We start from the raw sequence: 25331 nt of genomic DNA on the forward strand, positions 1-25331 counted from the left end.
GGCGGCCCGCTCGTGCCCTGCCATGTCTCACGCATGCGCAGACAACCGACACAGCCATACCGCCGTCTTCGCCTGTGACCGACGGCTGGGGGATGCGATGAACTGGTCCAGGCTGGTGGGGGTTGCCGCGGCCGGTCTCGTACTGTGCGGGTGCGCCCATTCGGCGAGCACGTCCGCAACGGCGCAGAGCCCGGGAGTGTCCGCGCACGGCGAGAACGGGACGGCGGGCGCTCCTTCCGGCACGCCCCGCAAGCCGACGTTGACCGTCAACGGCAATCTCGACGCCCGCCCCGGGCAGCTGGTCGACATACGGCTCGACGACGTCCAACGCGCCCAGGGGCACGACGCGGTGACCGCCCGGTCGCCGGCGTTCAGCGGTCCCGTACGGCTGCGATGGCAGGATGGCTCCTACGGGGGTACGCCGGCCCTGGCGATGACGGACAAGCCCGGCTGGTACCCCCTCTCGGTCGCCGTCGCGGGCCGCACCGTCGCCCGCGACAGCATCCACGTGGTGGCTTCCCGACGTCCTTCCTTCACCCTGACGTCGGGGTCCGACGTGGCCCGGCCCGGGGAGCCCGTGTGGCTGGCCTTCGACGACCTGTACCCCGGTGAGCGGGGCACCGACTTCACCGTACGGTCCGCGGCTCTGTCCCGGCCGGTGCCTCTCGTCCACAGCGGGCGGTCCGACTTCTACAACCCCCGGGAGTTCACCGCCAGGCCGGAGCTCAAACCCGCCCTGGCGGACGGCGAGTACACCGTCGAGCTGTACGGCCCGCACGGTCACCGCATCGCCGGGAGGCATCTGACGGTCCGCGCGTCGCGTCCCGGCGACCGCGACTACTTCGGCAAGGCGCACGGCCCCGACCTGTACGACCCGCGCATCGGCTACGCCGACAGCCCTCACAGGCGGGACTTCGAGGCCGCCGCCGGAGGACAGGTCGCGGTCATGTGGCACGACTCGGATCCGGACCCGGGCGAGGAGTCGAGGCTGACCGCGACCTCCCCGGCGTTCACCCACGTCCTCCACCTCAGGCCCGACGACAGCAAGGCCGCCGACGGCGACGAACCGCGCTGCATCGGCACCGCCACCCTCCGCGGCGACCTCGAGCCGGGCCGCTACCCCGTGACGGTCGTCGCCCACCACGGCCGCGTGAGGAAGACCGGCTACCTGACGGTGACGCCGCGATAGGTGGTCCGGCGACAACCTCACCGCTCCAGCAGCATCCGCTGCAGCTCCCGTGCCGCCCGAGGCGGAGCCACATCGCTGCGGTGGGCCAGCGCGATCGTCCGGTACAGTCCCGGCCGGGCCAGCGGGGTCACCCGCAGCCCGCGCCCGGAACGGGTGGCGACCATCCGCGGCACCACGGCCACGCCCAGGCCCGCCCGCACGAAGCCCAGCACCGCGTCCATCTCGCCGCCCTCCACGGCGAAGACCGGCTCGAAGCCCTCGGCTCGGCACGCCGCCACGGTGAGTTCCCTCAGGTCGTAGCCGTGCCGGAACATCACCAGGCGCTCGCCCTCCAGATCCGCGATCCGGACCGTGCGGCGGCCGCCGCCGGGCCGTGGCGCGTCCGGGGAGGACACCACCACCAGGTCCTCGCGCAGCAGCTCCACCGTGGTCAGGGCGGGGAGGGGTGGGCAGCGGCAGCACGATCAGCGCCAGGTCGAGGGCGCCGCGCGCGAGCTCCCGTACGAGGTCGTGGGAGCCGCCCTCCTCGATCAGCAGCCGGATGCCGGGGTAGCGGTCGTGGAAGGCGCGCAGCACATCCGGCAGCAGGCCGGTGCACAGGCTCGGGGTGGCGCCCAGGCGGATGCGGCCGCTGCGCAGCTGCACCAGCTCCTGCACCTCGTGCCGGGCCGTGTCCGCGTCGGCCAGGATCCGGCGGGCCAGTGGCAGCAGCGCCTCCCCGGCGTCGGTGAGCGTGATGTTGCCGCGCGCCCTCAGGAACAGATCCGCTCCCAGCTCCCGCTCCAGCGCCCTGATCTGCTGCGACAGCGAGGGCTGGGCGACATGGACCAGCTCCGCGGCGCGGGTGAAGTGCCGGGTCTCGGCGACGGCCACGAAGTACTGGAGCTGCTGGAACTGCACCCACCCATCATAGGAGACGCCTATCGAAACGAGCCGGACCATGTCTTGGACCGATGGGGACCTTCGGCCCTAGCGTCATGTGCCATGGCACTGGCAACGCGGACGGACCGACGGCCGTCCATGGCACGCACCGTGTGGGACTCCACCGTCGGCAAGAAGACCGTGATGGCGGTCAGCGGCCTGATCATGCTGCTGTACCTGGTCGCCCACGTGATCGGAAACCTGAAGATCTACTTCGGGGCGGGCGAGTTCAACCACTACGCCCACTGGCTGCGCACCGTCGGCGAGCCGTTCATGCACTACGAGTGGACGCTCTGGCTCATCCGGATCGTCCTGATCGTGGCCGTCGTCGCCCACGCCGTCTCCGCCTACCAGCTCAGCCGCCGCGACATCAAGGCCCGGCCCAGCAAGTACGTGCACAAAAGGCCGCGGGCGAGCTACGCCACCCGCACCATGCGCTGGGGCGGGATCATCCTCGGCCTGTTCATCGTCTGGCACGTCCTGGACCTGACCACCGGCACCGTGCACCCGGGAACCTTCCAGCCCGGGCACCCGTACCAGAACGTCGTCGACGACTTCTCCCACTGGTACAGCAACGTCATCTACATCGTCGCGATGCTGGCGCTCGGCCTGCACATCCGGCACGGCTTCTGGAGCGCCGCCCAGACCCTAGGCGTCGGCAGCCGGAGGCGCGACCGCGCCCTGAAGACCGTCGCCAACGTCCTCGCGCTGCTGCTCACGGCCGGATTCATCGCCGTACCCGTGGGCGTCATGACCGGAGTGGTGAGCTGACATGACCGACTACGTGAACTACACATCCGGCGACCCGCTCGTCGACGGCAAGGCCCCCTCCGGACCCATCCACGAGCGCTGGGACAAGCGGCGCTTCGAGGCCAAGCTGGTCAACCCCGCCAACCGCCGCAAGCACACGGTCATCGTCGTCGGCACCGGCCTCGCCGGCGGCTCCGCGGGCGCGACCCTCGCCGAACAGGGCTACCACGTCGTCCAGTTCTGCTACCAGGACTCCCCGCGCCGCGCCCACTCGATCGCCGCGCAGGGCGGCATCAACGCGGCGAAGAACTACCGCAACGACGGCGACTCGATCCACCGGCTCTTCTACGACACCGTCAAGGGCGGCGACTTCCGTGCCCGCGAGTCCAACGTCCACCGTCTGGCCCAGATCTCGGTGGAGATCATCGACCAGTGCGTGGCCCAGGGCGTGCCCTTCGCCCGCGAGTACGGCGGCCTGCTCGACACCCGCTCCTTCGGCGGCGTCCAAGTCTCCCGCACCTTCTACGCCCGCGGCCAGACGGGTCAGCAGCTCCTCCTCGGCGCCTACCAGGCGCTGTCGCGGCAGATCGCCGCCGGGAACGTCGAGATGCACCCGCGCACCGAGATGCTCGACCTGATCGTCATCGACGGCCGGGCCCGCGGCATCGTCGCCCGCGACCTGATCACCGGCAGGATCGACACGTACTTCGCGGACGCCGTGGTCCTGGCCTCCGGGGGCTACGGCAACGTCTTTTACCTGTCGACGAACGCCATGAACTCCAACGCGACCGCCATCTGGCGGGCACACCGGCGCGGCGCCTACTTCGCCAACCCCTGCTTCACACAGATCCACCCGACCTGCATCCCGCGCACCGGCGACCACCAGTCCAAGCTCACCCTGATGAGCGAGTCCCTGCGCAACGACGGCCGGATCTGGGTGCCCAAGGCCAAGGGCGACAACCGCCCGCCGAACGAGATCCCCGAGGACGAGCGCGACTACTACCTGGAGCGGATCTACCCGTCCTTCGGCAACCTCGTGCCCCGCGACATCGCCTCCCGCGCCGCCAAGAACGTCTGCGACGAGGGCCGCGGCGTCGGCCCCGGCGGGCAGGGCGTGTACCTCGACTTCGCCGACGCCATCCGGCGCATGGGTCGCAAGGCCGTCGAGGCCAAGTACGGCAACCTCTTCGACATGTACCAGCGGATCACCGACGAGGATCCGTACGAGGTGCCGATGCGGATCTACCCGGCCGTGCACTACACGATGGGCGGCCTGTGGGTCGACTACGACCTGCAGACCACCATCCCTGGCCTGTTCGCGATCGGTGAGGCCAACTTCTCCGACCACGGCGCCAACCGCCTCGGCGCCTCCGCGCTGATGCAGGGCCTGGCCGACGGCTACTTCGTCCTCCCGGCGACCATCAACGACTACCTCGCCCGCAACCCGCACCAGGGCGAGGTGACCGGCGAACACCCCGTCGTGCAGGAGGTGCTGGCCGAGACCGAGGACCGGCTGAACCTGCTGCTCTCGGTCGACGGCGACCGCACCCCGGACTCCTTCCACCGCGAACTCGGCGAGCTGATGTGGGAGTTCTGCGGCATGGCCCGCAGCGACTCCGGTCTGCGCAAGGCCCTGGAGCGTATCCCGCAGATCCGTGAGGAGTTCTGGCGGCGGATCAAGGTGCCAGGCACCGGCGAGGAGCTCAACCAGTCGCTGGAGAAGGCCAACCGCATCGTCGACTACCTCGAGCTCGCCGAGCTGATGTGCCTCGACGCGCTGCACCGCGCCGAGTCCTGCGGCGGCCACTTCCGCGAGGAGTCCCAGACCCCGGACGGCGAGGCCGCCCGCCAGGACGACGAGTTCTCCTACGCGGCCGCCTGGGAGTTCACGGGTACGGGCGAGGCCCCGACCCTCCACAAGGAAGACCTGGTCTTCGAGTACGTCCACCCCACCCAGCGGAGCTACGCATGAAGCTCACCCTGCGCGTCTGGCGGCAGAAGAACGCCGACGCCGACGGCGCCATGTCCACCTACGAGGTGGACGGCATCTCGCCCGACATGTCCTTCCTGGAGATGCTGGACGTCCTCAACGAACAGCTCATCCTCTCCGGCGAGGACCCCGTCGCCTTCGACCACGACTGCCGCGAGGGCATCTGCGGAGCGTGCAGCCTGGTCATCAACGGTGACGCGCACGGCCCGGAACGCACCACCACCTGCCAGCTGCACATGCGGTCCTTCAAGGACGGCGACACCATCGACATCGAGCCCTGGCGGGCCGCCGCCTTCCCCGTGGTCAAGGACCTGGTCGTGGACCGCTCGGCCTTCGACCGGATCATCCAGGCCGGCGGCTACATCACCGCCCCGACCGGCTCCGCGCCCGAGGCCCACGCCACCCCCGTGCCCAAGGCGGACGCCGACTACGCCTTCGAGCACGCCGAGTGCATCGGCTGCGGCGCCTGCGTGGCCGCCTGCCCCAACGGCGCGGCGATGCTGTTCACCTCCGCCAAGATCAACCACCTGAGCGTCCTGCCGCAGGGCGCGCCCGAGCGCGAGACCCGCGTCCTGGACATGGTGGCCCAGATGGACGAGGAGGGCTTCGGCGGCTGCACCCTCACCGGCGAGTGCGCCACCGCCTGCCCGAAGGGCATCCCGCTGGTCTCCATCACGAACATGAACAAGGAGTGGCTGCGGGCCACCCGCAAGGTGGCCAAGCGGTAGGGCCGCCCGTACCGGAGACGTTCGCCGGCAGGGTGCGGACGGGCGGGACCGGGTGTGGTGCTCAAGACCCGGTCCCGCCAGGCACCGTCCGGGCACCCCTGGCATTCAACAACCTCACACCAGCTCTCCCTTCGTGGGTCACGCGCAGGCCAACCGGCATCGGAAGAACAGGAGCGCGCAGACCGAACCGCCCAGGTCTGCTTCCCCCAAGCTCTCAACTCCGTTCGAGCAGGGGGTACCCCCAGCACCGCCGAACCGGCCCGTGACCAGGAGAGAGCCATGACCGGCGTTTCCACCCTCGCCAGCCCCCCACCGCCGCTGGCGCCCACCCGCTACACCGTCTCCCTCGCCCGTGACGAGGCCGACGTCCGGGCCGCGCAGCGGCTGCGCCACGACGTCTTCGCCGGGGAGATGGGCGCCCTCCTGTCCACCCCCCAGCCCGGCCTGGACATCGACCCCTTCGACGCGTACTGCGACCACCTGCTCGTGACGGACAGGGTGACCGGCCAGGTCGTGGGCACCTACCGGCTGCTGCCGCCCGAGCGGGCTGCGATCGCCGGGCGGCTGTACTCGGAGGGCGAGTTCGAGCTCGGTCCGCTCGCACCGATCCGCTCCGGACTCGTCGAGGTGGGCCGCTCCTGCGTCCACCCCGACCACCGCGACGGCACGGTCATCGGGCTGATCTGGGCCGGCATAGCCCGCTACATGGTGGACGGCGGCCACGAGTGGCTGGCCGGCTGCTGCTCGCTGCCGCTCGCCGACGGCGGTGCCCTCGCCTCGGCCACCTGGGAGCGGGTGCGGGCCAAGTACCTGGCGCCCGAGGAGTACCGGGTACGGCCGCTGCTGCCCTGGCGCCCCGGGACGCCGGCTCCCGAACGGCACACCGAGCTGCCCCCGCTGCTGCGCGGTTACCTCCGCCTGGGAGCCTGGGTCTGCGGGGAGCCCGCGCACGACCCGGACTTCGGCGTCGCCGACCTGTACGTGCTGCTGTCGATGCGCCGGGTCAACGCGCGCTATCTGCGGCACTTCCTCTCGCTCGTCCCGGCGTGATGAACACCCCCCGGACCGCGGTGACGAACGTGTCCCGTGCCGGCTCCGCCCTGCGACCGCGCAGCGGCACCCCGGTGCTCGCGAGCACGACGGCGCTGCCGGCCCCGTCGGCGGTGCCCGGGCCGCGGCGCGTCGAGGTGGATGTGCCGGCGCCCGCCCCGGCGAGCCCCTGGATGCCCAGCGCTCCCTGTTCGCCGCAGGCCTGCGTGGACGCCGCGGCGTCGGCGGCCGCGGTACCGCGTGCCGTCCTGCGGTTCGCGGCCGTACTCGCGTTGATGGTCACCGGGCTCGCCCTCTTCCCGGTCGTCCGCCGGATGCCCGTCGCACCGCGCGAACGGGTCGTCCGGGCCTGGTGCCGGTCGGTCGTGCGCGCGACCGGCGTCCGGGTGCGGATCACCGGGGCCGCCCCGCCGGACGGCGGCCTGCTGGTGGTCGCCAACCACATCTCCTGGCTGGACATCCCGCTGCTCGCCGCCGTGCGGCCCGGCCGGATGCTCGCCAAGTCCGACATCCGGCAGTGGCCGGTGGCGGGTGCGCTGACCGCGCTCAGCGGTGCCCTCTTCATCGACCGCGACCGGCTGCGGGCACTGCCCGACACGGTCGCCCGGATCGTGGACGGCCTGCGCGGTGGTTCGGCGGTCGTGGTGTTCCCCGAGGGGAGCACCTGGTGCGGCAGGGCGCAGGGCCGCTTCCGGCGCGCCGCTTTCCAGGCGGCACTGGACGCCGGCGCGCCCGTCCAGCCGGTACGGCTCCACTACCGGTACGACGGGGGCCCGGCGAGCACCGCGCCCGCGTTCGTGGGCAGCGACTCCCTGCTGACCTCCGTGTGGCGCGTCCTCACGGCACGCGGCCTCGTCGCCGAGGTCCGGGTGATGCCGGTGCTGGCGCCGGGCAGCGGGCCGGACCGCCGCGCCCTCACCCTGGCCGCCCAGCGAGCCGTCGGACTCCCGGAGCGTGCGCTACCGGACCCGCACGCACACCTTTGAGGCACCCTCGCCGCTCCGGTGCGCCGTCGATCATTGCTACGGTGCACCGGTGTCCGAATCCTCACGCGATACCGCCGAGGGCGCCGGCTGGGGCGCCGTAGAACGCGGCAGTTACCGGGACTTGATGCCCGGTCATGTCGAGAAGCTGTCCTGGCTGAACCCGAGGACTCTCTGGGCGGCACGCAACGGCGTGCTGGCCTCCTGGTTCGGCGACCCCACCGGTCGTACCCGGAGCCGGTGGGCGCAGCAGTGCGAGGCGGCGGGCGCGCCCGCGGACAGGGTGATCCGGCGCGACGACCCGGACCGCTTCTCCTTCATGGTCCTCGGGGACACCGGCGAGGGGGACGACCCCCAGTACGCCGTTGTACCGGGCTTCCTGAAGGTGGGTCAGGACACCCGTTTCACCGTCATAGCCAGCGACGTGATCTACCCGGTCGGCGCGACCGCCGACTACGGGACCAAGTTCTTCCGCCCCTACCAGGACTACCGGGCACCCATCTACGCCATACCCGGCAACCACGACTGGTACGAGGACCTGTACGGGTTCATGAGCGTCTTCTGCGACGCCCCACCGCTCGCCCCGGACCCGGCCTCCCGCCCGCCGCTCCGCGCCCGGCTGCGCTCCGTGCTGTGGCACCGCCCGGGCGCACAGGACGAACAACGCCTGGCGGGGGCACGCGCGTTGCGCTCGGCACCCGAACAGCAGGCCGTGCAGCCCGGCCCGTACTGGGCCATCGACGCCGGAGGCGTCCGTATCGTCGGCATCGACACGGGTCTGCTCGGCACCATCGACGCCGAACAGGGGCGGTGGCTGCGGGAGGTCTCCCGAGGCCCCCGCCCCAAGATCCTCGTCACCGGCTCGCCGCTGTACGTGGACGGCGAGCACCGCCCCTGCCCCATCGACGGCGGCGGCACGGTCGACGACATCGTCCGCGACCCGGACCACCGCTATGTCGCGGCGATCGGCGGAGACATCCACAACTACCAGCGCTACCCGGTGGACGTGGACGGCCGCACCATCCAGTACGTGGTCTCCGGCGGCGGCGGCGCGTTCATGCACGCCACCCACACCATCCCGCGCGTGTCCATCGCGAACGTCACCGAGAAGGACTTCCGCTGCTACCCGCTGCGCGGCGACTCCCTCGCCTTCTACAGCAGGCTCTACGGACGCCGGCTGCGGCTGCGCCGCTTCTTCACCCTCAGCGAGGCCGAGGCGACCGCCGTCATCGCCGAGCGCCTGGGCATCCCCCCGACCCGCAGTCAGGCGACACCCGCCCGGGTCACCTGGCGCACCCGCCTCGTCGCCGGTCTGCTGGGCGCCGGAGGCCGCCCCGACCGGACCTCCCGTATCCGGCTGCCCGTCCGCAAGATCTACACCCAGCTCTTCTCCCCGAGTTCGGCCACCTACAGCCCGCCGTTCTTCAAGAGCTTCCTGCGCCTGGACGTCACCCCGGAGGCGGTCCGGCTGCGCTGCTTCGCGGCGACCGGCAACCGGCGCGAGGAACTCGAACCGCCCGTCGAGGACGAGGTGACCATTCCGCTCGTGTGAAGGCGAGAAGCTGGGCGGGGTGTTGCGCGTGCGTCCGGACTGTCGCTGCTGCCGGGGGGACCGGTGGTCTCGTACCGTGGTCGCCCGAATAGGGCACCACCGGTCCGACCTTCGCGGAGGCGATATGACGCACCCACCCCGCCCGCCGTTCCCGCCGTTCACCCACGCCACCGCCGAGGAGAAGGTGCGGCTCGCGGAAGACGCCTGGAACACCCGCGACCCGGAGAGGGTCGCACTCGCCTACACGGTGGACTCGCGCTGGCGCAACCGGGCGGAGTTCGTCACCGGCCGCGACGAGATCGTCGCCTTCCTCACCCGCAAGTGGCGCCGTGAGCTGGACTACCGGCTCATCAAGGAGCTCTGGGCCGTCGACGGCAACCGCATCGCGGTGCGGTTCGCTTACGAGTGCCACGACGACTCGGGCAACTGGTTCCGCTCCTACGGCAACGAGAACTGGGAGTTCGACGACAACGGCCTGATGCGCCGGCGGCACGCCTCCATCAACGACCTCCCCATCCAGGAGCAGGACCGCCTGTTCCACTGGCCACCGGGACGCAGGCCCGACGACCACCCGGGGCTGAGCGACCTGGGCCTGTGACCACTTGGCGGCGCGCTGAAAGCCACTGGCCACCGGCCCCGTCGATCAGTGCTGGGGGTGCGGGCGGGCGTGGAAGAGGGGGCGCCGCTGGGTCGATGTGCCCGCAGCGAGTTGGCCGATCTCGATGCGCGTCCTGATGGCGCGGACCACTTCGGTCAGGCCCAGGACGATGGCCATGACGCCCACGACCAGGGTGAGTGTCGCGATCGAGGCGAACGGCATGATGATCATCACGATGCCGGCCAGAGCGCCGATGACGCCGAAGGCCACGTGCCAGCCGCGCGCCGGCATGTCCTGGACGGATGCCGCCGCGGCCGTCTCCGTGGTGCCGCGCAGCAGCCAGCTGAAACCGATCCACAGGGCGAGCAGCAGGAGCGACTCCAGGGGGCCCCGGAAGCAGATCAACCCCAGCAGGATGGAGGCCGCACCGGTGATGAAGTGCAGTACGCGAAGGTGCCGGGGCACGTGGGTGCCGAAGGCGGCGGCGAGCTCGAAGACGCCGGTGACCAGCAGATAGATGCCGAAGAGCACGCCGGCGACGCGTAGCGTCGCACCCGGCCAGACCAGGGCGACGACGCCCAGGGCGATGCTGGCGATGCCCATGGTGAGCAGGATCTGCCAGCCCATGTTCGCCAGGGCGGCCATGCCCTCGGCCAGGGGAGTCTCCTGTGTTCGGGTTGTCTGTTGCGTTCTGGGTGTCTGTTGCGTTCCGGGTGTCTGTTGCGTTCCCGGTTCTGTGCCGCGCGCGGGAACGGCGCCTGGGGAATCGGAAGGAGATGTCATGACACCTGCCTCCTTCTGGGAGCGGCGTGGTCACGTCAGTACGCATCCATCGTCACCCGATCGGCCTCCTGCCGCTCGGTGGGACGGAGAGCGCGGAGGTGGCCCGTATCGCACGGCCACTCCTCGACCGCGAAATCGGTCCGCCCTGAGGCGCGCCCTCTGGAGGCCCTCGGCCCGACGGGCCCGGTCCCCGGCCCTCGGCCCGACTTGCCCCCCGTCGGCCCGACGGCGACCCGTTCGGTCGACGCGGCTCTACCCACCCAGCGGACGCGCCCCCGCTCAGCCGACGTGGACCCGCGGTCGCCGCTTGCGGTCCGGCTCCGCTTCGCGCAGGACCTCCCGGGTGACCGGGGCCACCTCGCCCTGGCCGAAGAGGAAGAAGCGCAGGAAGTTGGCGAACGGGCCGCCTTCGGTCCACTCGAAGTAGATGTGCGGGATGCAGCCGGTCCTGTCACGGACGTGAAGCAGCAGCGCAGCCAGGGCGTTGGGGATCGAGGACGACTCCAGCGTCAGGACGCGGTAGCGGCCGTGCAGCACCTCTCCCCGCACGACCAGCCCCGCTTCGAACTCCGAGGGGTCGCCGACGGTCACCTCCACGAAGACGAAGTCCTCCTGGGCCGTGACGTCGTTGTCCGCCCGGATCTGCTCCATCTTCTCGCGGTACTCCGCGATGTCGCGCCGGTCCGGCTCATTGGCGACGAAGCGGATACGGCGGCTGGCGACATCCCTGATGAAACGTTCCGCCATGTCGTCGAGCGTCACGCTGGTCACCCGGAGCTCGAAGGCACGGGCCAGCCGCGACAGCAGCGAGACGAGGATGATCCCGGCGATGAAGCAGGCGCCGATCTTCACACCGTCCGGCCGTTCGATGACGTTGACGACGGTGACGTACAGCAGGACCGCCGATACGACCGCGAAGCCGATGGTCCAACCCCGTTGGCGGGCCTTGCGCGCTGCGATGGTCACCGCGATCGCCGCCGACGACATCAGCACCAGGACGCCGGTGGCGTAGGCGCCTCCCTGGGCGTCGACGTTGGCGTCGAAGGTCCAGGTGACCAGGAAGGCGATCAGGGTGAAGACGATGACCATGGGGCGCACCGCGCGGGCCCAGTGCGGGGCCATGCCGTAGCGGGGCAGGTAGCGGGGCATCAGGTTGAGCAGCCCGGCCATGGCGGAGGCACCCGCGAACCACAGGATCGCGATCGTCGAGACGTCGTAGAGGGTGCCGAAACCGCCGCCCAGATACTCGTGGGCGAGGTACGCCAGCGCACGGCCGTTGGCCTGGCCGCCCGGCTCGAACTCCTTCGCCGGGATCAGCACGGTGGTGATGAAGCTGGTGGTGATCAGGAAGACGCTCATGATCAGCGCGGCGGCCGTGAGCAGCTTCTTGGTGTCGCGGATCCGGCCCGCGGGCTTGTCCTCGCTGTCGCCGGGGTCGCCCTGGACATGGGGCATGACGGCGACACCGGTCTCGAAGCCGGACAGGCCGAGCGCGAGCTTCGGGAAGACGATCAGTGACACGCCGATCATCGCGAACACGTTGCCGTGCTGGACGGTCAGGGCGTTGCTCCAGTCGGTCACCACATGCCCGGCGGTGACCACGTGCCACAGGCCGACGGCCACCACGACGGTGTTCAGGCCCAGGTAGGTCACCACCAGGGCGACCGCGACGCCGATCGCCTCCAGGAAGCCCTTGAGGAAGACCGCGCCCAGCAGCGCCACGAGGAACAGGGTGATCCACATCTGCTGCCCGTGCAGCACACCCGTCAGATGCGGGTTCTCCACCAGGTGGGTGGAGGCGTCGGCGGCGGAGAGGGTGATGGTGATCAGGAAGTCGGTGGCGGCGAAGCCGAGCAGGGTGAGGACGAAGAGCTTGCCCTGCCAGAAGGAGAGCAGGCGCTCCAGCATGGCGATGGAGCCTTCGCCGTGCGGGCTCTCCTCGGCGACGCGGCAGTAGACGGGCAGGGCGCCGGCCAGGGTGACGGCGACGAGGACGACGGTGGCGACGGGGGAGAGCAGGCCGGCGGCGAGGGCGGCGATGCCGGGCTGGTAGCCGAGGGTGGAGAAGTAGTCGACGCCGGTCAGGCACATCACGCGCCACCAGCGCTGGCCCTTGTGCGGGGACGCGGGCTGGGCATGCGGGCCCGGCACGGCGTCCTTGCCCATGTCGGAGAGCCCTTGGAGCATCCACGCCCGCAATCGACTCGCAGGTGGGTGTTCGGTGGTCGCGGCCATGGACGTGCTCTCCTATTGTGCGGCGTGCGCCTGATGTGTGGTTTGGTGCGGGAATCGGCCCTCACACGGACGGCCGCACCAGCGTAAGCAGAGAGTGACGCCAGGGCCCACGGATGAGGGGCCTGGAGGCGTCAAGCTTCCGTTAAAAACGGCTGCCAGACGGCCGATCGCCCGGAAGGACGCTCCCTGGGGCAGATGCCGGCGAGTCGGGCCTTCTCAGATCGGTGCGGACCCGCCGGGTGCGCAGCAGTCCGCGCGAGGCCGGCCGGCCCTCGCCCGCGGAGAGCCGCCGCGGGCACGGCACCGGGAAGAGGAGCAGGGCTGGGGGCGTAGCAGCCGGCGACCTCGTGCAGTTCGCCTCGCGCCTCGTCCCGGCCTCGCATACGGCCGGCGCTGGACGTTCCCGGAGCCGAAAGGACCGGCCGTGATACGCCCCTGACGGTCGTTCGAGCTTTCCGACACCGTCCTCATGCCGTGAGCGCCCGCCCCGTGCCGCAACTGGCCGGCCCCACCGCAGGGGCGCCGCCACCTTCCGCGGTGCACCACTCGTGGCCCGATTTCATCGAAACCGCCTTCACCAGGACCGTCGAGGCCCTGCACGCCCTGGCCCACCGGCGGTCCGGGAGCGCGACCGCACCGGGCAACGCCGACACGCGTGTAGTCGATAATGCAGTCGACGTGCTCGTCGGAGACACCGCGCCGGCTCGGCGGTGTCCGGATCCGGGAGGCCCAGTGGGTGTGACATCGGCGCGACAGGCGCCGGGGCGGGCCCGGATGGGCCCGTGGCGGTTCGTGGTGTGGTTCGGCACGGTCAGCCTGCTCGCCGACTTCGTGTACGAGGGCGCCCGCTCCGTCACCGGTCCGCTGCTGGCGTCGCTCGGCGCCTCCTCTCTCGTCGTCGGCGTGGTCACCGGCGCGGGTGAGGCCGCCGCGCTCGGCCTGCGGCTGGTCTCCGGACCGCTCGCGGACCGCACGCGCCGGTTCTGGGGCCTGGCGGTGGCCGGGTACGCGCTCACGGTGGTCTCCGTTCCCCTGCTCGGCGTGGTCGGGACGCTCTGGGTGGCGTGCGCACTGGTGATCGCCGAGCGGGTCGGCAAGGCGGTGCGGTCCCCGGCGAAGGACACCCTGCTGTCGCACGCCACGGCGGTCACGGGACGGGGCCGCGGCTTCGCCGTCCATGAAGCGATGGACCAGGTCGGAGCCCTCGTCGGACCGCTGACCGTCGCCGGGGTGCTCGCGCTCACGGGCGGGGACTACGGGCCGGCACTGGGCGTGCTGGCCCTGCCCGGCGCGGCGGTGCTCGGCCTGCTGGTGTGGCTGCGGGCCCGGGTGCCCGACCCGGAGGCGTACGAGCGCGGGATCACCCCGCCCTCGGCCGCACCCGGGACCCCCGGCGGCCGCCTGCCCACCGCGTTCTGGACCTACGCGTCCTTCACCGCGGCCACCACCGCCGGCTTCACCACGTTCGGCCTGCTCTCCTACCACCTCGTCGAACGGCACCTGGCGCACACGGCATGGGTGCCGCTGCTGTACGCGGCCGCCATGGCCGTCGACGCGGTCGCCGCGCTGGCCACGGGGTGGGCCTACGACCGGTACGGGCCCCGGGTGCTCGCGGTGCTGCCGCTGCTGTCGGCGGCCGTCCCGGTGCTCGGGTTCACTGACACGGTGACGGTCGCCATGGCCGGATCGCTGGTGTGGGGCGCCGCCATGGGCGTGCAGGAGTCCACGCTGCGGGCGACGGTAGCGGACCTGGTGCCGTCCGGGCGGCGGGCGACCGCGTACGGGATCTTCGCCGGTGTGGTCGGCGCGGCGAGCCTGGCGGGCGGCGCGCTGACCGGAGCCCTGTACGGGTCCTCGATCCCGGCCCTGATCACCGTCGTCGCCGTGGTCCAGGCCCTCGCACTGATCCTGCTCGCCGTCACCCGGCCCGGCCGCGCGCGGGCCCGGCGCTGAGAGCTGCTCCGCACCTCCGTCAGCCCTCCGATGCGCGCCGGCGGGAGGCCTCGATCTCCGCGTACGCCTCCTCCCGCCCCTCCCAGTGGGACCCCTCGACCGACTTGCCGGGCTCCAGGTCCTTGTACACCTCGAAGAAGTGGGTGATCTCCAGCCGGTCGAAGGCGGGCACATCACCGATGTCCTGGACCCCCGCATAGCGCGGATCGTGCGCCGGGACGCACAGGATCTTGTCGTCGGGGCCCTTCTCGTCCTTCATGACGAACATGCCGACGGCGCGGCACTCGATCGCGCATCCGGGGAACGTGGGCTCGCCGACGATGACGAGAGCGTCGAGCGGGTCGCCGTCCCGGCCGAGCGTGTGGTCGATGTAGCCGTAGTCGGCCGGGTACTGGGTGGAGGTGAACAGCATCCGGTCCAGACGGATGCGGTGCTGGGCGTGGTCCATCTCGTACTTGTTGCGCGATCCCTGCGGGATCTCCACGATCACGTCGAATTCCACGACGGCCTCCTTGCCTGGTCGGTCGGCAGGCCGGGGCGCGGGCCGGGTTTCCAGTGTGCCCCGGCCTCCCGCACGGCGGCATCCGAGGGCCGACCGTGTGAGAGCGCCGGACGCCGGGTACCCGCCAGCGCCGGAAGGAGTACCCGCCGACTGCCGGAGCTGTCCCGCGGCGGTGTCACGCGACCGTGAGGAGGAGCGGGAGTGCCGCGGATCGAAGAGGACGAGGCACGGCGACGCTTCACCGACGCCCGGGTGGCACGCCTGGCGACGGTGGACCCCGAGGGGCACCCCCACCTCGTACCGGTCGTGTTCGCCGTGCGCGGCGACGACGGGATCGTCATGGCCGTCGACCGCAAGCCCAAGAGCTCCCGGCGTCTGAAGCGGCTGCGCAACATCGCCGTCCACCCGGCCGTGAGCCTGCTGGTGGACGTGTACGACGAGGACTGGGAGCGGCTGTGGTGGGTACGGGCCGACGGGGGCGCCCGGGCCGTGCCGCCGGAGGCGTCCGAGGAGCACGATCGCGGCGAGTACCAGGCCGCGCTCGCCCTGCTGGGGCGGAAGTACCCCCAGTACCGGGACAGCCCGCCGGACGGACCGGTGGTCGTGGTCACCGTCCACCGCTGGAGCGGCTGGCACGCCGGTCCCGGGTCCGTGGCGGCCGGCCGGGAGCCGCACTCCGACACGACGAAGCAGGAGGTTTCCCATGACCAGGCAGGTACGTGACGTGATGTCCCGTGGCACGGTCGCCGTCGAGCCGATGACCTCCGTGGCACGGGCGGCCCGCCTGATGCGCGACGAGAACGTCGGCGACGTGCTGGTGACGTACGACAGCGACCTGTTCGGGGTGCTCACCGACCGCGACATCGTGGTCCGCATGATCGCCGAGAACGGCGACCCGGACACCACGACCGCGGGCGCGGTGTGCAGCCGTCCCCCCGTGGTGACGCTCGCGCCCGACGACACCACCGACCACGCGGCCGCCCTGATGCGCCGCCACGCCGTGCGCAGGCTGCCTGTGGTCGAGAAGGGCGGCTGCCCGGTCGGCATCGTCAGCCTGGGCGACCTCGCCGCGGCCGAGGACCCGCGTTCGGTTCTGGCGGACGTCAGCAACGCCCGGCCCAACCGTTGAGGGTCTCTCGTCAGCGCCGGGTGTCGGGTCCGCCCAGATCGTCGACCACGGTGGTCCGGCGGGTCCTGCGCGCGCCCCGCGGCCGGTGCGTCGCCGCGCTCACGGCCGTGGCCAGGCCCAGCGCGAAGATCAGGGCCAGGGCGAGACCGGCGCAGAAGATGGAGAGGGTGTTCATGGTGGCGATGTTCTGACCGAGCATCGACACGGTGTAGTGCGGGCCGCCGCCCAGATTGTCGGCGATCACCAACCCGGTGAAGGCGGCGGTGGCCGCGAGGAGGAGCAGTCCGAGGAAGCGCATCCGAGTCATCTCCCCATAGAGTCGTGACACCCTGCGGGTACCCGCCCCCGCACGGGCCAGACAGCGGCGAAACCACCCCCCAAGGCACCGTCGGTGACGGCACAATGGCCGCCGGCGGCGGCGCCGCCGCCCAGGCCGAGGGGAGACGGACGTGAGCGAGCACCAGCGCCAGTCGGGCGGGCCGACGCGGGTGGACACCCAGGTGGCCCACAACGCGCGGGTGTGGAACCACTGGATCGGCGGCCGGGACAACTACGAGATCGACCGGAAGGTCGGCGACCAGGTCGCGTCGATGTTCCCGGTGATCCGCGACGTGGCCCGCGCGGATCGCGCCTTCCTGCGGCGGGCGGTCCGGTTCCTGGCCGAGGAGCGCGGGGTGCGGCAGTTCCTGGACGTCGGCACCGGGCTGCCGACGCTGGACAACACCCACGAGATCGCCCAGCGCATCGCGCCCGAGTCCCGGATCGTGTACGTCGACAACGACCCCGTCGTGCTGGTCCACGCCCGCGCGCTGCTGACCAGCACCCCCGAGGGAGCGACCGACTACGTCGACGCCGACGTGCACGACCCGGACTCCGTCGTCCGCCGCGCCGCGGCCACCCTCGACCTCACCCGGCCCGTCGCCGTCATGATGCTCGGCGTGCTCAACTTCGTCCTGGACACCGACCGGGCACGGGACATCGTGCGCACCCTCATGTCCGCGGTGCCGTCCGGCAGTTGCCTCGTCCTGACCCACCCCACCACCGAGGCCGACCTCGGCGGGCAGGGCAACGTCGAGGCGATGCGGTTCTGGAACGACAACGCGACCCCGCCCATCACCGCCCGCACCCGTGCGGAGGTCACGTCCTTCTTCGACGGCCTGGACGTCCTCGCACCCGGCCTCGTCTCGTGCGCCCACTGGCGGCCAGAGGCGGACTCCGAATCCGCGGTCACGGTCCCGCAGTTCGGGGCGGTCGCCGTCAAGCCCTGAAGTGCCCCGCTCACAGCGGGGTGCGGCTGGTCGTCATGAGGTACGTCCCGTAGGTCACGGAGAGCAGGGTCAGCGCGATGCCGAGCAGGCAGGCCTGTTTCGGCCGCACCCGCCAGGTCCGCACCAGCCCCCGTGCGAGCGGGATCAGCAGCGGGAACGCGGGCAGCAGGAAACGCGGCTTCGACGCGTAGGGACCGGAGCCGCCGACCGTGATCAGGAGCAGTATCCCGGCGTAGACGATCAGCGCCAGCGGCGCCCGGTCGACGCACAGCAGGCAGAACAGCAGGATGGCCGCGGCGACGATCACCAGCGCCAAGGGGTAGACGACCCGGCCGCCGTGCACCAGCAGTCCCTTGAGGAAGTGCAGCGAGCCCGCCCCGAAGTCGAAGCGGGAGTCCCAGGCGCGCTGCACGGTGAAGTAGCCGCCGAACAGATCACCCATATGGGCGCCCACCCACAGCACGAAACTCACCCAGCCGAGGGGCGCGATGGCGGCGCCGAACCACAGTGCGAGCGGGACTCGGCCGCGCCGCCTGACGATCTCGTGCAGGGCGACGAAGACCACCGCGGCGGCCACGGAGAACCCCGTGGGCCGGGACAGGCCGGCCAGGGCCGCCAGGACACCGGCCCACAGCCAGCGGCCCGTCAGCACCGCGTACAGCGCCCAGACGGCGAGCGCGGTCATCAGGGACTCGGTGTAGGCGAGGTCGAGGACGACGGAGTGCGGCATCGCGGCCCACACCCCGACGAGGACGGTGGCGACCGCGCGCCCGTACAGGCGGTGGCCGATCACGTAGATGCCGTACGCCGCCACCCCGGCGGCGCTCCAGGCGACCAGCAGGGCGGCGGCGCCCGGAGTGATCGGCAGGACGGTGTGCACGGCGCGGATGAGTCCCGGGTACAGGGGGAAGAACGCCCAGTCCCGCTGGACGGCACCGTTGTGAAGGACGTGGACGTACGTGCCGTAACCGTGCTGTGCGATGTGCAGGTACCAGCGGGAGTCCCACGAGTGGGCCAGACCCTTGAGCATCGGGTGGCCGGCGAGGTGGTTCGCCACGGCGATCGCGACGATACCGGCCATGCGGATGGCGGCGAACAGCGCGAGGGCCGACGCGGCGCCGGGCGGAAGTCGGTTGTCGAAGAGAAGGCGGATGCGACGGGCACCGCCCCCGGTGCGCGTGGGGACGGGGGCGGGCGAGAGTGCGCTCACCCTCTGACCCTGCGATACCGGCGCATGGTCCGCAACGTGAGGTTTGGCCATGGTTGGGTCATATACCACTGCTGTACGAGAATCTGGCGTGACGGAGTGTTGAAGCAGGTGAGTCGTGCACGCCTGAAAGGACGAAGTTCCGTGGTGGGGAGGTTGCCTGGCGGGCGGATGTTCTCACTCTTCCGCGTGACAAGTGGCACCGGCGTGGTCCCTGCCACTTGACTGGGAAGTGAACGCCCCTGCCCCTGACGGAAGGAGGACCCGCATGGATTCCCGCCCCCAGCGGATACCCCTGCCGCCCACCAGATCCCCGGCGCTGGACGGCCGCGCGGCGGTCTTCTGGAGAAACCGCGCACTGGGCCTGTTCGACCGGCTCCCGCTGCCCACGGCCTACTGCACGATCGACGGCACCATCCTGCGGGTCAACGCGGCCATGGCGGGGGAGTGGGGCACACTCGCCGGCCCCCTGCGCGGGCGCAGCATCCTCGATCTGTTCCATCCGGAGACCAGGGACGAGTTGCGCGCCGTCACCGAGGCGATCCGCCTGCACCGCAGGTCCCGTTACACCGTCGCGGTCGGCTGGACCACCGCGGCCGGCGTGGAGCGCCGCGGCGAGATGACCGTCGACCTGGTCGGCGAGGCCTCCACGGACGCCCCGGACCTGCTGCTGATGCTTCCCGTCCGCGAGGACGTCCCCGCACCGGCGCAGGGCCGCGGCGGCCCGCCCGTCAAGGCGGACGAGATCGAGGCCCGGATCCTCGCGCTGGCGGCGGCCGGTTCGACGACCGGCCAGATCGCCTCCGCCGTGGGACTGACCGTGGACGGCGTCAACTACCACTTCAAGCAGCTGTCCCGCCGCTGGGGTGTGACCGGCAAGGCGGCCCTGGTGGCGCGCGCCTACGTCGAGGGCGTCCTCGCGCCCGGTGTGTGGCCGCCGGCCCCCGCAGGACCGGAGAACTGACGGTGCGACAGGGGCTTTTCCCCACAACGGCTGGCGCAGTGACGTGAGTTGTCGGTGAGGGACCAGGCGGCAGGCGAGTTTCGGCAACGCTTCATGGCTCTCCTGGCCCTGGTCGCCGTACTCCTGGCCGTCATCGGCGGATTCCTGGTCTTCCCAGGCGTGGCCATGCTGGTCCGAGCCGGTGCTCGGCGAGCGGCCGGCCGCATCGATGCAGGGGAGCAGGCGCATCTGCGACGTTCACGCTGCTCCCTCACGCGCTCCTTTGGCAGTCGGCAGGGAGGGGATGTTCAACGTGCGCCCAGGGGGCCCGGAGCTTTGGCGATGAAGCCGGTGACGGTGACGGTGACGGTGACGGGGTCCGTCGCGTGGTGTTCTCTCAGGTGCGTTTGGGCGGCGCTGAGGACTCGGGAGCGGACTTCGCGGGCCACGTCCAGTGCTCGGTGGCCTTCGGACAGGACGCAGCGAACGTCCACGCGCCAGCCGGAGTCGTCGGGCGTCCGGGCGGCTCGGACGCCGGCCTCGGGCGGCGTGGCCCTGGTCGCTGTCCGGGGCCAGGCGTGAGTGGCGGCTCGTGCGAGCCGGTCGGCCAGTCCCGGCTGCAGCCCGGCCACGCCCGGGACGGTGAGCGCTGCTCGCGCCGCGGCACTGCGGAGGGTGGGGGGAGCGGAGGAGGTCATCGTGCACCGCCGGGCTCCCGAAGCAGTACGTCGACCGCGGTGAGGTCGACGTCTGTCACGGCCAGCCCCAGGACCCGGCCGGCCGCATCGATGACCGATCGGCGGACCTCCTGGGTTCGGTCGGGCAGTGGTTGGTCGAGGGCCACGACGAGGGTCATGGCCACACGCACGCTGGTGCCGTCTTGCTCAGGAGACAGACGGCAGCTCGCAGCCTTCGTCCCGGGCACTGTGTCGGCGGCCCACCGCAGCACCTTCGCCGCGGCGTGCTCGCAGATGCACAGATCCAGCGCGGGGTCGTCCAGCGGCACCAGGCGCCCGAGCCGGACCTCGCACCGGACGATGTCCATGACGCGGTTCGCGAGCACGCCGAATCGGGTGGATTCCTGAGCGCGCAGTACCTGCGTGGCTTCGTCCAGCGCGGCCAGCTCGTCCGCGGCTTCGCGGCAGTGCGGGCAGGTGGCGCTGTGCCGATCCGGCCCGGACGCGGTGTCCCGCGCCTGTTCCCAGGCGTAGCTGAGCGGGCGGCCGCAGGGCAGCCGCTCGTCCCCGGCCGGGAGTGCCAGGTCGGGTAGGCGGCTGTCGTGGCTTCGCGTGTGCTGGTCCTCTATCGCCACGGGGCCATCGCCTCCTTCAGGGACCGGCGTGCACGGAACAGTCTGCCGCGCACCGTCTCCTCACGGGTACCTGTCACGTAGGCGATCTCTGCATAAGGCAGTCCGTGCACCTCCCGGAGGATCCAACACGCCCGCTGATCGGCGTCGAGCTCGCCGAGTGCAGTGGCGAGGGCGGCCACGGCGGCGTTCTGTTCAACGGCCCGGCTCGGTGAACTGCGCGGCTCCTCCGTGGCTGGGTCGGGCACCGCGTCCAGCGGAAGCGGAGGCAGCCGGTGGCGCCGGGCATTGAGGCAGCGGTTGACGGTGATCCGGTACATCCAGGTGCTGAATGCCGCCCTGTGGCGGAATTCCGGAAGTCGTCGCCACGCGCTGACGAAAGCATCTTGGACGGCTTCTTCGGCGTCTCGTGGGTCGCCGAGCAGGTGGGTGGCGAGCATGAGGAGGTTGCGGCTGTGGCGGCGCACGAGATCGGCGAAGGCGTCCTCGTCGCCTTCGCCGGCTCGCACCGCCAGGAGTGCGTCGGGGAGCCCAGGCTCCGGTGTTGCCGGTCCGGCCTGTCGTGTCATCGTCGGCTCCCGGCCTGAATGCCGGTTGGGAGGCGCCTCCGCGCGCTGGGACGCCGTATCCGCTCCCATCTCGCTCATGCCCATATCGGGCATATGTGATGCAAATCACACAAAAGGGATGTGAGGAGGCTGTGCGGGGGCGTGTCCAATGCTCGACGGGCATCACCCGGATGTCCTCAGGACGATCGAGGCGACTGTCATGACGGAGACCACCAACCGAAGCAGCAGCGTCGGCCAGGACAGGTCGTCCGCAGGGACCGGTGCGACATTGCAGGGCCGTAGCGGCGTCGATGTTCCTGCTGAGAGCCGGGGGAAGACCACCATCTCGGACACCGTGGTGGCGAAGATCGTGGGCATGGCTGCCCGTGAGGTACCCGGCGTCCACAACCTCGGCGCAGGCGTGGCGCGGGCGCTGGGAGCCGTACGGGAACGCGTCCCCGGCGGCGGTACCGGAGTGACCCGCGGGGTCAAGGTCGAGGTCGGGGAGCGTCAGGCCGCTGCGGACCTGGACGTCGTCGTCGAGTACGGCGTCTCCATCGTCGACGTCGCCGGCGATGTACGCAGCAACGTCATCGCCGCCGTGGAACGGATGACGGGGCTCGAGGTCGTCGAGGTGAACCTCACGATCGACGACGTGCACCTGCCCGAGGAGGAGTCCGAAGCCGAGGAGGGCCGCGTCACATGAGCGCCGACGGTGCCGCCGCGCCCGGTGCGGTGGCGCGGAGTCCAGAACAGATCAGGCGCGAGACGGGTGAATGAGCGATGGACACAGCGATTGCGGGACTGGCAGCCGGGATAGCGCTCGGCTTCGCCGGCTACTTCGGTGGTTTCTGGGCGTTTCTCCTGGTCGCCGTCCTGGGCGGCATCGGGCTGGTGGTCGGCCTCGTCCTGCGGGGCGACATCGACCTGCGACGGCAGCGGTGAACGCGCATTCCTCCGGTGTCACCGGCAACGCTTCGGGCTTGCCGGGGCCGGACATGCCTCTTCCGCCGCCGGCGGAACGGGGCGCGACCGTCATCCCCGACCGGGTGGTGGCCCGCATCGCCACCCGGGTGGCCCGGACGGCCCTGGCACGGCGTGCCGCCCCGCCACGAGGAGGCCACCCGGAGGCCGTCGCTCCGCCTGACGCGTCAGCGGCCACGCGCGGCGGCACGACGCGTCTGCACCTGGCTGTGGATCTGCCCTATCCCACGGACATCCCGGGCGTGTCACTGGACATCCAGCGTGATGTCGCCGAGCGGGTGACCGAACTGACCGGCCTGCCGGTCACCGAGGTCACTGTGACCGTCCGGCGTCTGGTGCCCAAAGCCGGCTTTGCGCGAGGCAGGGTCCAGTGACCCGGCTCGGGCTCTTACCGGAAGGGAGACCGCAATGACATCCGACCCGGGACCTGGCGTCGGTGCCGACCCGGCGCATACCCAGGACGATGCGGCGGCCCTCACTAAGGCCGGCCCGCCCACCGCCGACGCGTCGGCGGAGCCCGCGAGGGGGGCCCGCCGCAGGACCCACCGCCCGTGGTCGGTGCGGCGCATTCCGGCCGCGCTGACCGCCCTGGTCCTCGCGGCCGCCACGGGCACCGCTCTGGTCGACGCCGTCGCAGTACGCGCGGGACACCACGCGACGGTCTGGCGCAGCACGCTGGCACACGAACTCGCCTCCCGCCCCGTCGACGATGTGTGGATGCTCACCGGAGCCGCCGTCGCCGCCGCCCTCGGGCTGGCGCTGGTCGTCCTGGCACTCGCCCCCGGTCTGCGCCACGCGCTGCCCCTACGACCGCCCGCAAACTGTCCCCCTCGGCAACTGTGGGCCACCTTGGACCGGGATGGCGCCGCCGTCCTCCTGCGCGACGCAGCGATGCGGGTCCCCGGAGTCAGCAGGGCCCGGGTGCGGGTGCGCCGCCACCGCATCACGGCCCTGGCCGACGTCCGCTTCCGGGATCCACACCAGGTCCACGACGACCTGGTCGCCCTCCTGCGGGAGGAACGCGACCGGCTCGCCCTGGTCCCTTCCCCGCGACTTGCCGTACGCGTGCGGCAACGCGCCACCTGACCCTCCCGGCGCCGGGAGCACAAGCCCATGAAACCGCAATCCGCGCTCACTCGACTCAACCGAACCCTGCTGGCCGTGGTGGGCCTGGCCTTGTTGGGCGGGGGGCTGCTGATTCTCTCCGCCGGCCTCGACCTCTACCGGCGCTGGCACCTCACACCACCCGCCGGCTGGCCCCTGACATCACCCGGCGACGTGCTGCTCAGTGCCGCTGACCGGACCCGCTGGAGCAGCCAAGGCTGGTGGTGGCTCGCGGCCATCGCCGCCCTCACGATCGCCGCCGCACTCGCCCTGTCGTGGCTCATCGCCCAACTGCGCCGTCCACGCCCCGGCGCCATACCCGTCGGGGGGACACCACCCGCTGAGGGAGTGGAACTACGCGACCGCGCCCTCAGCGACGTGATCACCGCCGAGATCCGCAGCCTGCCCGGCGTCCAGACGGCACAAGCCCGCATGACCGGCAGACCACAACACCCCCACAACCGCCTCGACCTCACCCTTACCCCGCACGGTGCGCCCAGTCGGGTACTCCAGGAGCTGTGCGACGGACCGCTGCCACACGCCCTCCGCTCCATCGGCGCGGACCAGTTGCCCACGGAGGTGCGCCTGCGCGTCGCCCGCCACAAGCCCCATCGCGCGGAGTAAGCCCGTCAGACGCAGATGATGTGGCATCGCACGCGCGCTCTGGGGCCGGCCCGCCCGCCCACCTCGCCGCCGGGCCTGAGAAGCGGTCCGCTTTCCGGTCAACCGGCTTGATCAGTCGAACAGGGACGAAGGACTGGGAGCGGAGTGATCCAACCACCCTGAAGGTCACTTCGTCAGGAGTTCTTAGAGTGGGTGCGTGACCAACGACAGCAGGCCCGTCGCCGTCTTCGACCTGGACAACACCCTCGCCGACACCGCGCACCGGCAGCGCTTCCTTCGGACGAGACCGCGTGACTGGGACGCCTTCTTCGCCGCCGCGCCGCAGGACCCGCCGCTGGCCGAGGGGATCGCACTCGCGCTGAGGACCGCCGAGGAGTGCGAGCTGGTCTATCTGACCGGGCGGCCCGCGCGCTGCCGGCGCGACACCCTCGACTGGCTCGCCACCCACGGGCTGCCTGAGGGACGTCTGTACATGCGGTCGAACGGCGACCGCAGGCCCGCCCGCGTCACCAAGCTGGAACTGCTGCGCGAGCTGGCCCGCGGCCGGGAGGTCCGTGTTCTCGTCGACGACGACGAACTGGTCTGCCAGGAAGCCGAACGAGCGGGTTTCACCGTCGTCCGTGCCCGCTGGGCCTCCCCGTCCGCCGCCCTGAAGGACGCCCAGGAACGGGAGGGGCGGACCTGACAGGCCCGCCCCTCGCCTCCGCTACTCGCCGTCCTCGAGCCGGAAGCCCACCTTCAGACCGACCTGGTAGTGCTCGATCCGCCCGTTCTCGATCCGGCCCCTGACCTGCGTGACCTCGAACCAGTCCAGGTTGCGCAGGGTCTGCGAGGCGCGTTCTATCCCGTTGCGGATGGCCTGGTCGATGCCCTCGGGCGAGCTGCCGACGATCTCGGTGACCCGGTAGATGTGATCGGTCATGCGGGTGCTCCTCTCCTTGACGGGTATCCGCTGGTGCCCGTGGATGTGTCGTGCGCGCC

The 25331-nt window shown here is 71.4% G+C and carries 28 protein-coding genes and 1 pseudogene; 19 read left to right on the forward strand and 10 right to left on the reverse strand.

Translation table 11 applies throughout. The features are described from left to right. Window positions 1-196 precede the first annotated feature (196 nt). Window positions 197-1189 carry a hypothetical protein gene (locus C3488_RS12525; RefSeq protein ID WP_258053382.1) on the forward strand — a complete coding sequence of 331 codons (993 nt, stop codon included), beginning with the start codon at window positions 197-199 and terminating at the stop codon, window positions 1187-1189. 17 nt (window positions 1190-1206) lie between these two features. Here C3488_RS12525 and C3488_RS12530 read toward each other — a convergent pair. Then, window positions 1207-2089 (reverse strand): annotated as a pseudogene (locus C3488_RS12530) (LysR family transcriptional regulator). 120 nt (window positions 2090-2209) lie between these two features. On the opposite strand from C3488_RS12530, the gene C3488_RS12535 reads away from it, so the two are divergent. From C3488_RS12535 to C3488_RS12565, 7 genes are all read left to right on the forward strand, one after another. Then, the gene (locus tag C3488_RS12535) at window positions 2210-2881 is read left to right on the forward strand and encodes a succinate dehydrogenase (RefSeq protein ID WP_103839471.1); all 672 of its coding nucleotides are present in this window, start codon (window positions 2210-2212) and stop codon (window positions 2879-2881) included. 1 nt (window position 2882) lies between these two features. After that, on the forward strand, window positions 2883-4832 hold the full coding sequence (locus C3488_RS12540) for a fumarate reductase/succinate dehydrogenase flavoprotein subunit (protein ID WP_103839472.1): 1950 nt from the start codon (window positions 2883-2885) through the stop codon (window positions 4830-4832). After that, entirely contained in the window at window positions 4829-5578 is a 750-nt protein-coding gene (locus C3488_RS12545; protein WP_103839473.1) for a succinate dehydrogenase/fumarate reductase iron-sulfur subunit, read from the forward strand. Before C3488_RS12540 ends, C3488_RS12545 begins: the two co-directional genes overlap by 4 nt. Window positions 5579-5857: 279 nt before the next feature. Then, the gene (locus C3488_RS12550) at window positions 5858-6628 is read left to right on the forward strand and encodes a GNAT family N-acetyltransferase (protein WP_103839474.1); all 771 of its coding nucleotides are present in this window, start codon (window positions 5858-5860) and stop codon (window positions 6626-6628) included. 173 nt (window positions 6629-6801) lie between these two features. Next, entirely contained in the window at window positions 6802-7614 is an 813-nt protein-coding gene (locus C3488_RS12555; RefSeq protein ID WP_258053387.1) for a 1-acyl-sn-glycerol-3-phosphate acyltransferase, read from the forward strand. A gap of 49 nt (window positions 7615-7663) precedes the next feature. Beyond that, complete coding sequence (locus C3488_RS12560) at window positions 7664-9163, forward strand: metallophosphoesterase (protein ID WP_103839476.1); 1500 nt, start codon at window positions 7664-7666, stop codon at window positions 9161-9163. 124 nt (window positions 9164-9287) lie between these two features. Further along, window positions 9288-9761 (forward strand): nuclear transport factor 2 family protein, encoded by a 474-nt coding sequence (locus C3488_RS12565; protein ID WP_103839477.1) that lies wholly within the window; start codon window positions 9288-9290, stop codon window positions 9759-9761. A 45-nt stretch (window positions 9762-9806) separates the two neighbouring features. Here C3488_RS12565 and C3488_RS12570 read toward each other — a convergent pair whose 3' ends face one another. Both C3488_RS12570 and C3488_RS12575 read right to left on the reverse strand, forming a co-directional pair. After that, complete coding sequence (locus tag C3488_RS12570; RefSeq protein ID WP_103839478.1) at window positions 9807-10544, reverse strand: HdeD family acid-resistance protein; 738 nt, start codon at window positions 10542-10544, stop codon at window positions 9807-9809. Window positions 10545-10823: 279 nt separating this feature from the next. Beyond that, on the reverse strand, window positions 10824-12779 hold the full coding sequence (locus C3488_RS12575; RefSeq protein WP_103839479.1) for an APC family permease: 1956 nt from the start codon (window positions 12777-12779) through the stop codon (window positions 10824-10826). Window positions 12780-13517: 738 nt separating this feature from the next. Between C3488_RS12575 and C3488_RS12585 the strand changes: the two genes are divergently transcribed. Further along, the gene (locus C3488_RS12585) at window positions 13518-14732 is read left to right on the forward strand and encodes an MFS transporter (protein ID WP_258053383.1); all 1215 of its coding nucleotides are present in this window, start codon (window positions 13518-13520) and stop codon (window positions 14730-14732) included. A 19-nt stretch (window positions 14733-14751) separates the two neighbouring features. On the opposite strand, the gene C3488_RS12590 is transcribed toward C3488_RS12585, so the two are convergent. Continuing rightward, window positions 14752-15234 carry an inorganic diphosphatase gene (locus tag C3488_RS12590; protein ID WP_103839482.1) on the reverse strand — a complete coding sequence of 161 codons (483 nt, stop codon included), beginning with the start codon at window positions 15232-15234 and terminating at the stop codon, window positions 14752-14754. A 201-nt stretch (window positions 15235-15435) separates the two neighbouring features. On the opposite strand from C3488_RS12590, the gene C3488_RS12595 reads away from it, so the two are divergent. Continuing rightward, window positions 15436-15957 carry a TIGR03668 family PPOX class F420-dependent oxidoreductase gene (locus C3488_RS12595; RefSeq protein WP_103839483.1) on the forward strand — a complete coding sequence of 174 codons (522 nt, stop codon included), beginning with the start codon at window positions 15436-15438 and terminating at the stop codon, window positions 15955-15957. Further along, window positions 15938-16363: a CBS domain-containing protein gene (locus C3488_RS12600; RefSeq protein WP_103839484.1), complete on the forward strand. Its 426-nt coding sequence runs from the start codon at window positions 15938-15940 to the stop codon at window positions 16361-16363. Before C3488_RS12595 ends, C3488_RS12600 begins: the two co-directional genes overlap by 20 nt. 10 nt (window positions 16364-16373) lie before the next feature. Here the strand turns inward: C3488_RS12600 and C3488_RS12605 are convergent, their stop codons facing one another. Continuing rightward, window positions 16374-16670, reverse strand: coding sequence for a hypothetical protein (locus tag C3488_RS12605; protein ID WP_308460665.1), 297 nt, complete (start codon window positions 16668-16670; stop codon window positions 16374-16376). A gap of 142 nt (window positions 16671-16812) precedes the next feature. On the opposite strand from C3488_RS12605, the gene C3488_RS12610 reads away from it, so the two are divergent. Further along, window positions 16813-17631: an SAM-dependent methyltransferase gene (locus tag C3488_RS12610; RefSeq protein WP_103839486.1), complete on the forward strand. Its 819-nt coding sequence runs from the start codon at window positions 16813-16815 to the stop codon at window positions 17629-17631. 10 nt (window positions 17632-17641) lie between these two features. Here the strand turns inward: C3488_RS12610 and C3488_RS12615 are convergent, their stop codons facing one another. Further along, window positions 17642-18841: a hypothetical protein gene (locus C3488_RS12615; protein ID WP_374955410.1), complete on the reverse strand. Its 1200-nt coding sequence runs from the start codon at window positions 18839-18841 to the stop codon at window positions 17642-17644. A 265-nt stretch (window positions 18842-19106) separates the two neighbouring features. Between C3488_RS12615 and C3488_RS12620 the strand changes: the two genes are divergently transcribed. Then, window positions 19107-19802, forward strand: a complete 696-nt coding sequence (locus tag C3488_RS12620) for a helix-turn-helix transcriptional regulator (RefSeq protein ID WP_107528743.1) — start codon at window positions 19107-19109, stop codon at window positions 19800-19802. Window positions 19803-20089: 287 nt separating this feature from the next. Here C3488_RS12620 and C3488_RS12625 read toward each other — a convergent pair whose 3' ends face one another. The 3 genes from C3488_RS12625 to C3488_RS12635 all read right to left on the reverse strand — a co-directional run bounded on the left by C3488_RS12625 (window position 20090) and on the right by C3488_RS12635 (window position 21659). Continuing rightward, window positions 20090-20413 carry a hypothetical protein gene (locus C3488_RS12625; RefSeq protein WP_258053384.1) on the reverse strand — a complete coding sequence of 108 codons (324 nt, stop codon included), beginning with the start codon at window positions 20411-20413 and terminating at the stop codon, window positions 20090-20092. 62 nt (window positions 20414-20475) lie between these two features. Continuing rightward, complete coding sequence (locus C3488_RS12630) at window positions 20476-21093, reverse strand: hypothetical protein (protein ID WP_103839488.1); 618 nt, start codon at window positions 21091-21093, stop codon at window positions 20476-20478. Continuing rightward, a complete protein-coding gene (locus C3488_RS12635) occupies window positions 21084-21659 on the reverse strand; it encodes an RNA polymerase sigma factor (protein WP_103839489.1) in 576 nt (191 codons plus the stop codon). Before C3488_RS12635 ends, C3488_RS12630 begins: the two co-directional genes overlap by 10 nt. Window positions 21660-21858: 199 nt before the next feature. On the opposite strand from C3488_RS12635, the gene C3488_RS12640 reads away from it, so the two are divergent. From C3488_RS12640 to C3488_RS12660, 6 genes are all read left to right on the forward strand, one after another. After that, window positions 21859-22344 carry an Asp23/Gls24 family envelope stress response protein gene (locus tag C3488_RS12640; protein WP_103839533.1) on the forward strand — a complete coding sequence of 162 codons (486 nt, stop codon included), beginning with the start codon at window positions 21859-21861 and terminating at the stop codon, window positions 22342-22344. A gap of 77 nt (window positions 22345-22421) precedes the next feature. Beyond that, on the forward strand, window positions 22422-22583 hold the full coding sequence (locus tag C3488_RS40465; RefSeq protein WP_181138988.1) for a hypothetical protein: 162 nt from the start codon (window positions 22422-22424) through the stop codon (window positions 22581-22583). A 53-nt stretch (window positions 22584-22636) separates the two neighbouring features. After that, complete coding sequence (locus tag C3488_RS12645) at window positions 22637-22996, forward strand: Asp23/Gls24 family envelope stress response protein (protein ID WP_103839535.1); 360 nt, start codon at window positions 22637-22639, stop codon at window positions 22994-22996. A 34-nt stretch (window positions 22997-23030) separates the two neighbouring features. Then, window positions 23031-23708 (forward strand): DUF6286 domain-containing protein, encoded by a 678-nt coding sequence (locus C3488_RS12650; RefSeq protein ID WP_219822308.1) that lies wholly within the window; start codon window positions 23031-23033, stop codon window positions 23706-23708. Between the two features lie 27 nt (window positions 23709-23735). Then, on the forward strand, window positions 23736-24350 hold the full coding sequence (locus tag C3488_RS12655) for an alkaline shock response membrane anchor protein AmaP (protein WP_103839490.1): 615 nt from the start codon (window positions 23736-23738) through the stop codon (window positions 24348-24350). A gap of 196 nt (window positions 24351-24546) precedes the next feature. Further along, a complete protein-coding gene (locus tag C3488_RS12660) occupies window positions 24547-25035 on the forward strand; it encodes a hypothetical protein (protein WP_103839491.1) in 489 nt (162 codons plus the stop codon). 21 nt (window positions 25036-25056) lie between these two features. On the opposite strand, the gene C3488_RS12665 is transcribed toward C3488_RS12660, so the two are convergent. Continuing rightward, the gene (locus C3488_RS12665; RefSeq protein ID WP_103839492.1) at window positions 25057-25272 is read right to left on the reverse strand and encodes a dodecin; all 216 of its coding nucleotides are present in this window, start codon (window positions 25270-25272) and stop codon (window positions 25057-25059) included. Window positions 25273-25331 lie beyond the last annotated feature (59 nt).

The organism is Streptomyces sp. Ru72, from assembly GCF_002920635.1.
Taxonomy (GTDB): Bacteria; Actinomycetota; Actinomycetes; order Streptomycetales; family Streptomycetaceae; genus Streptomyces.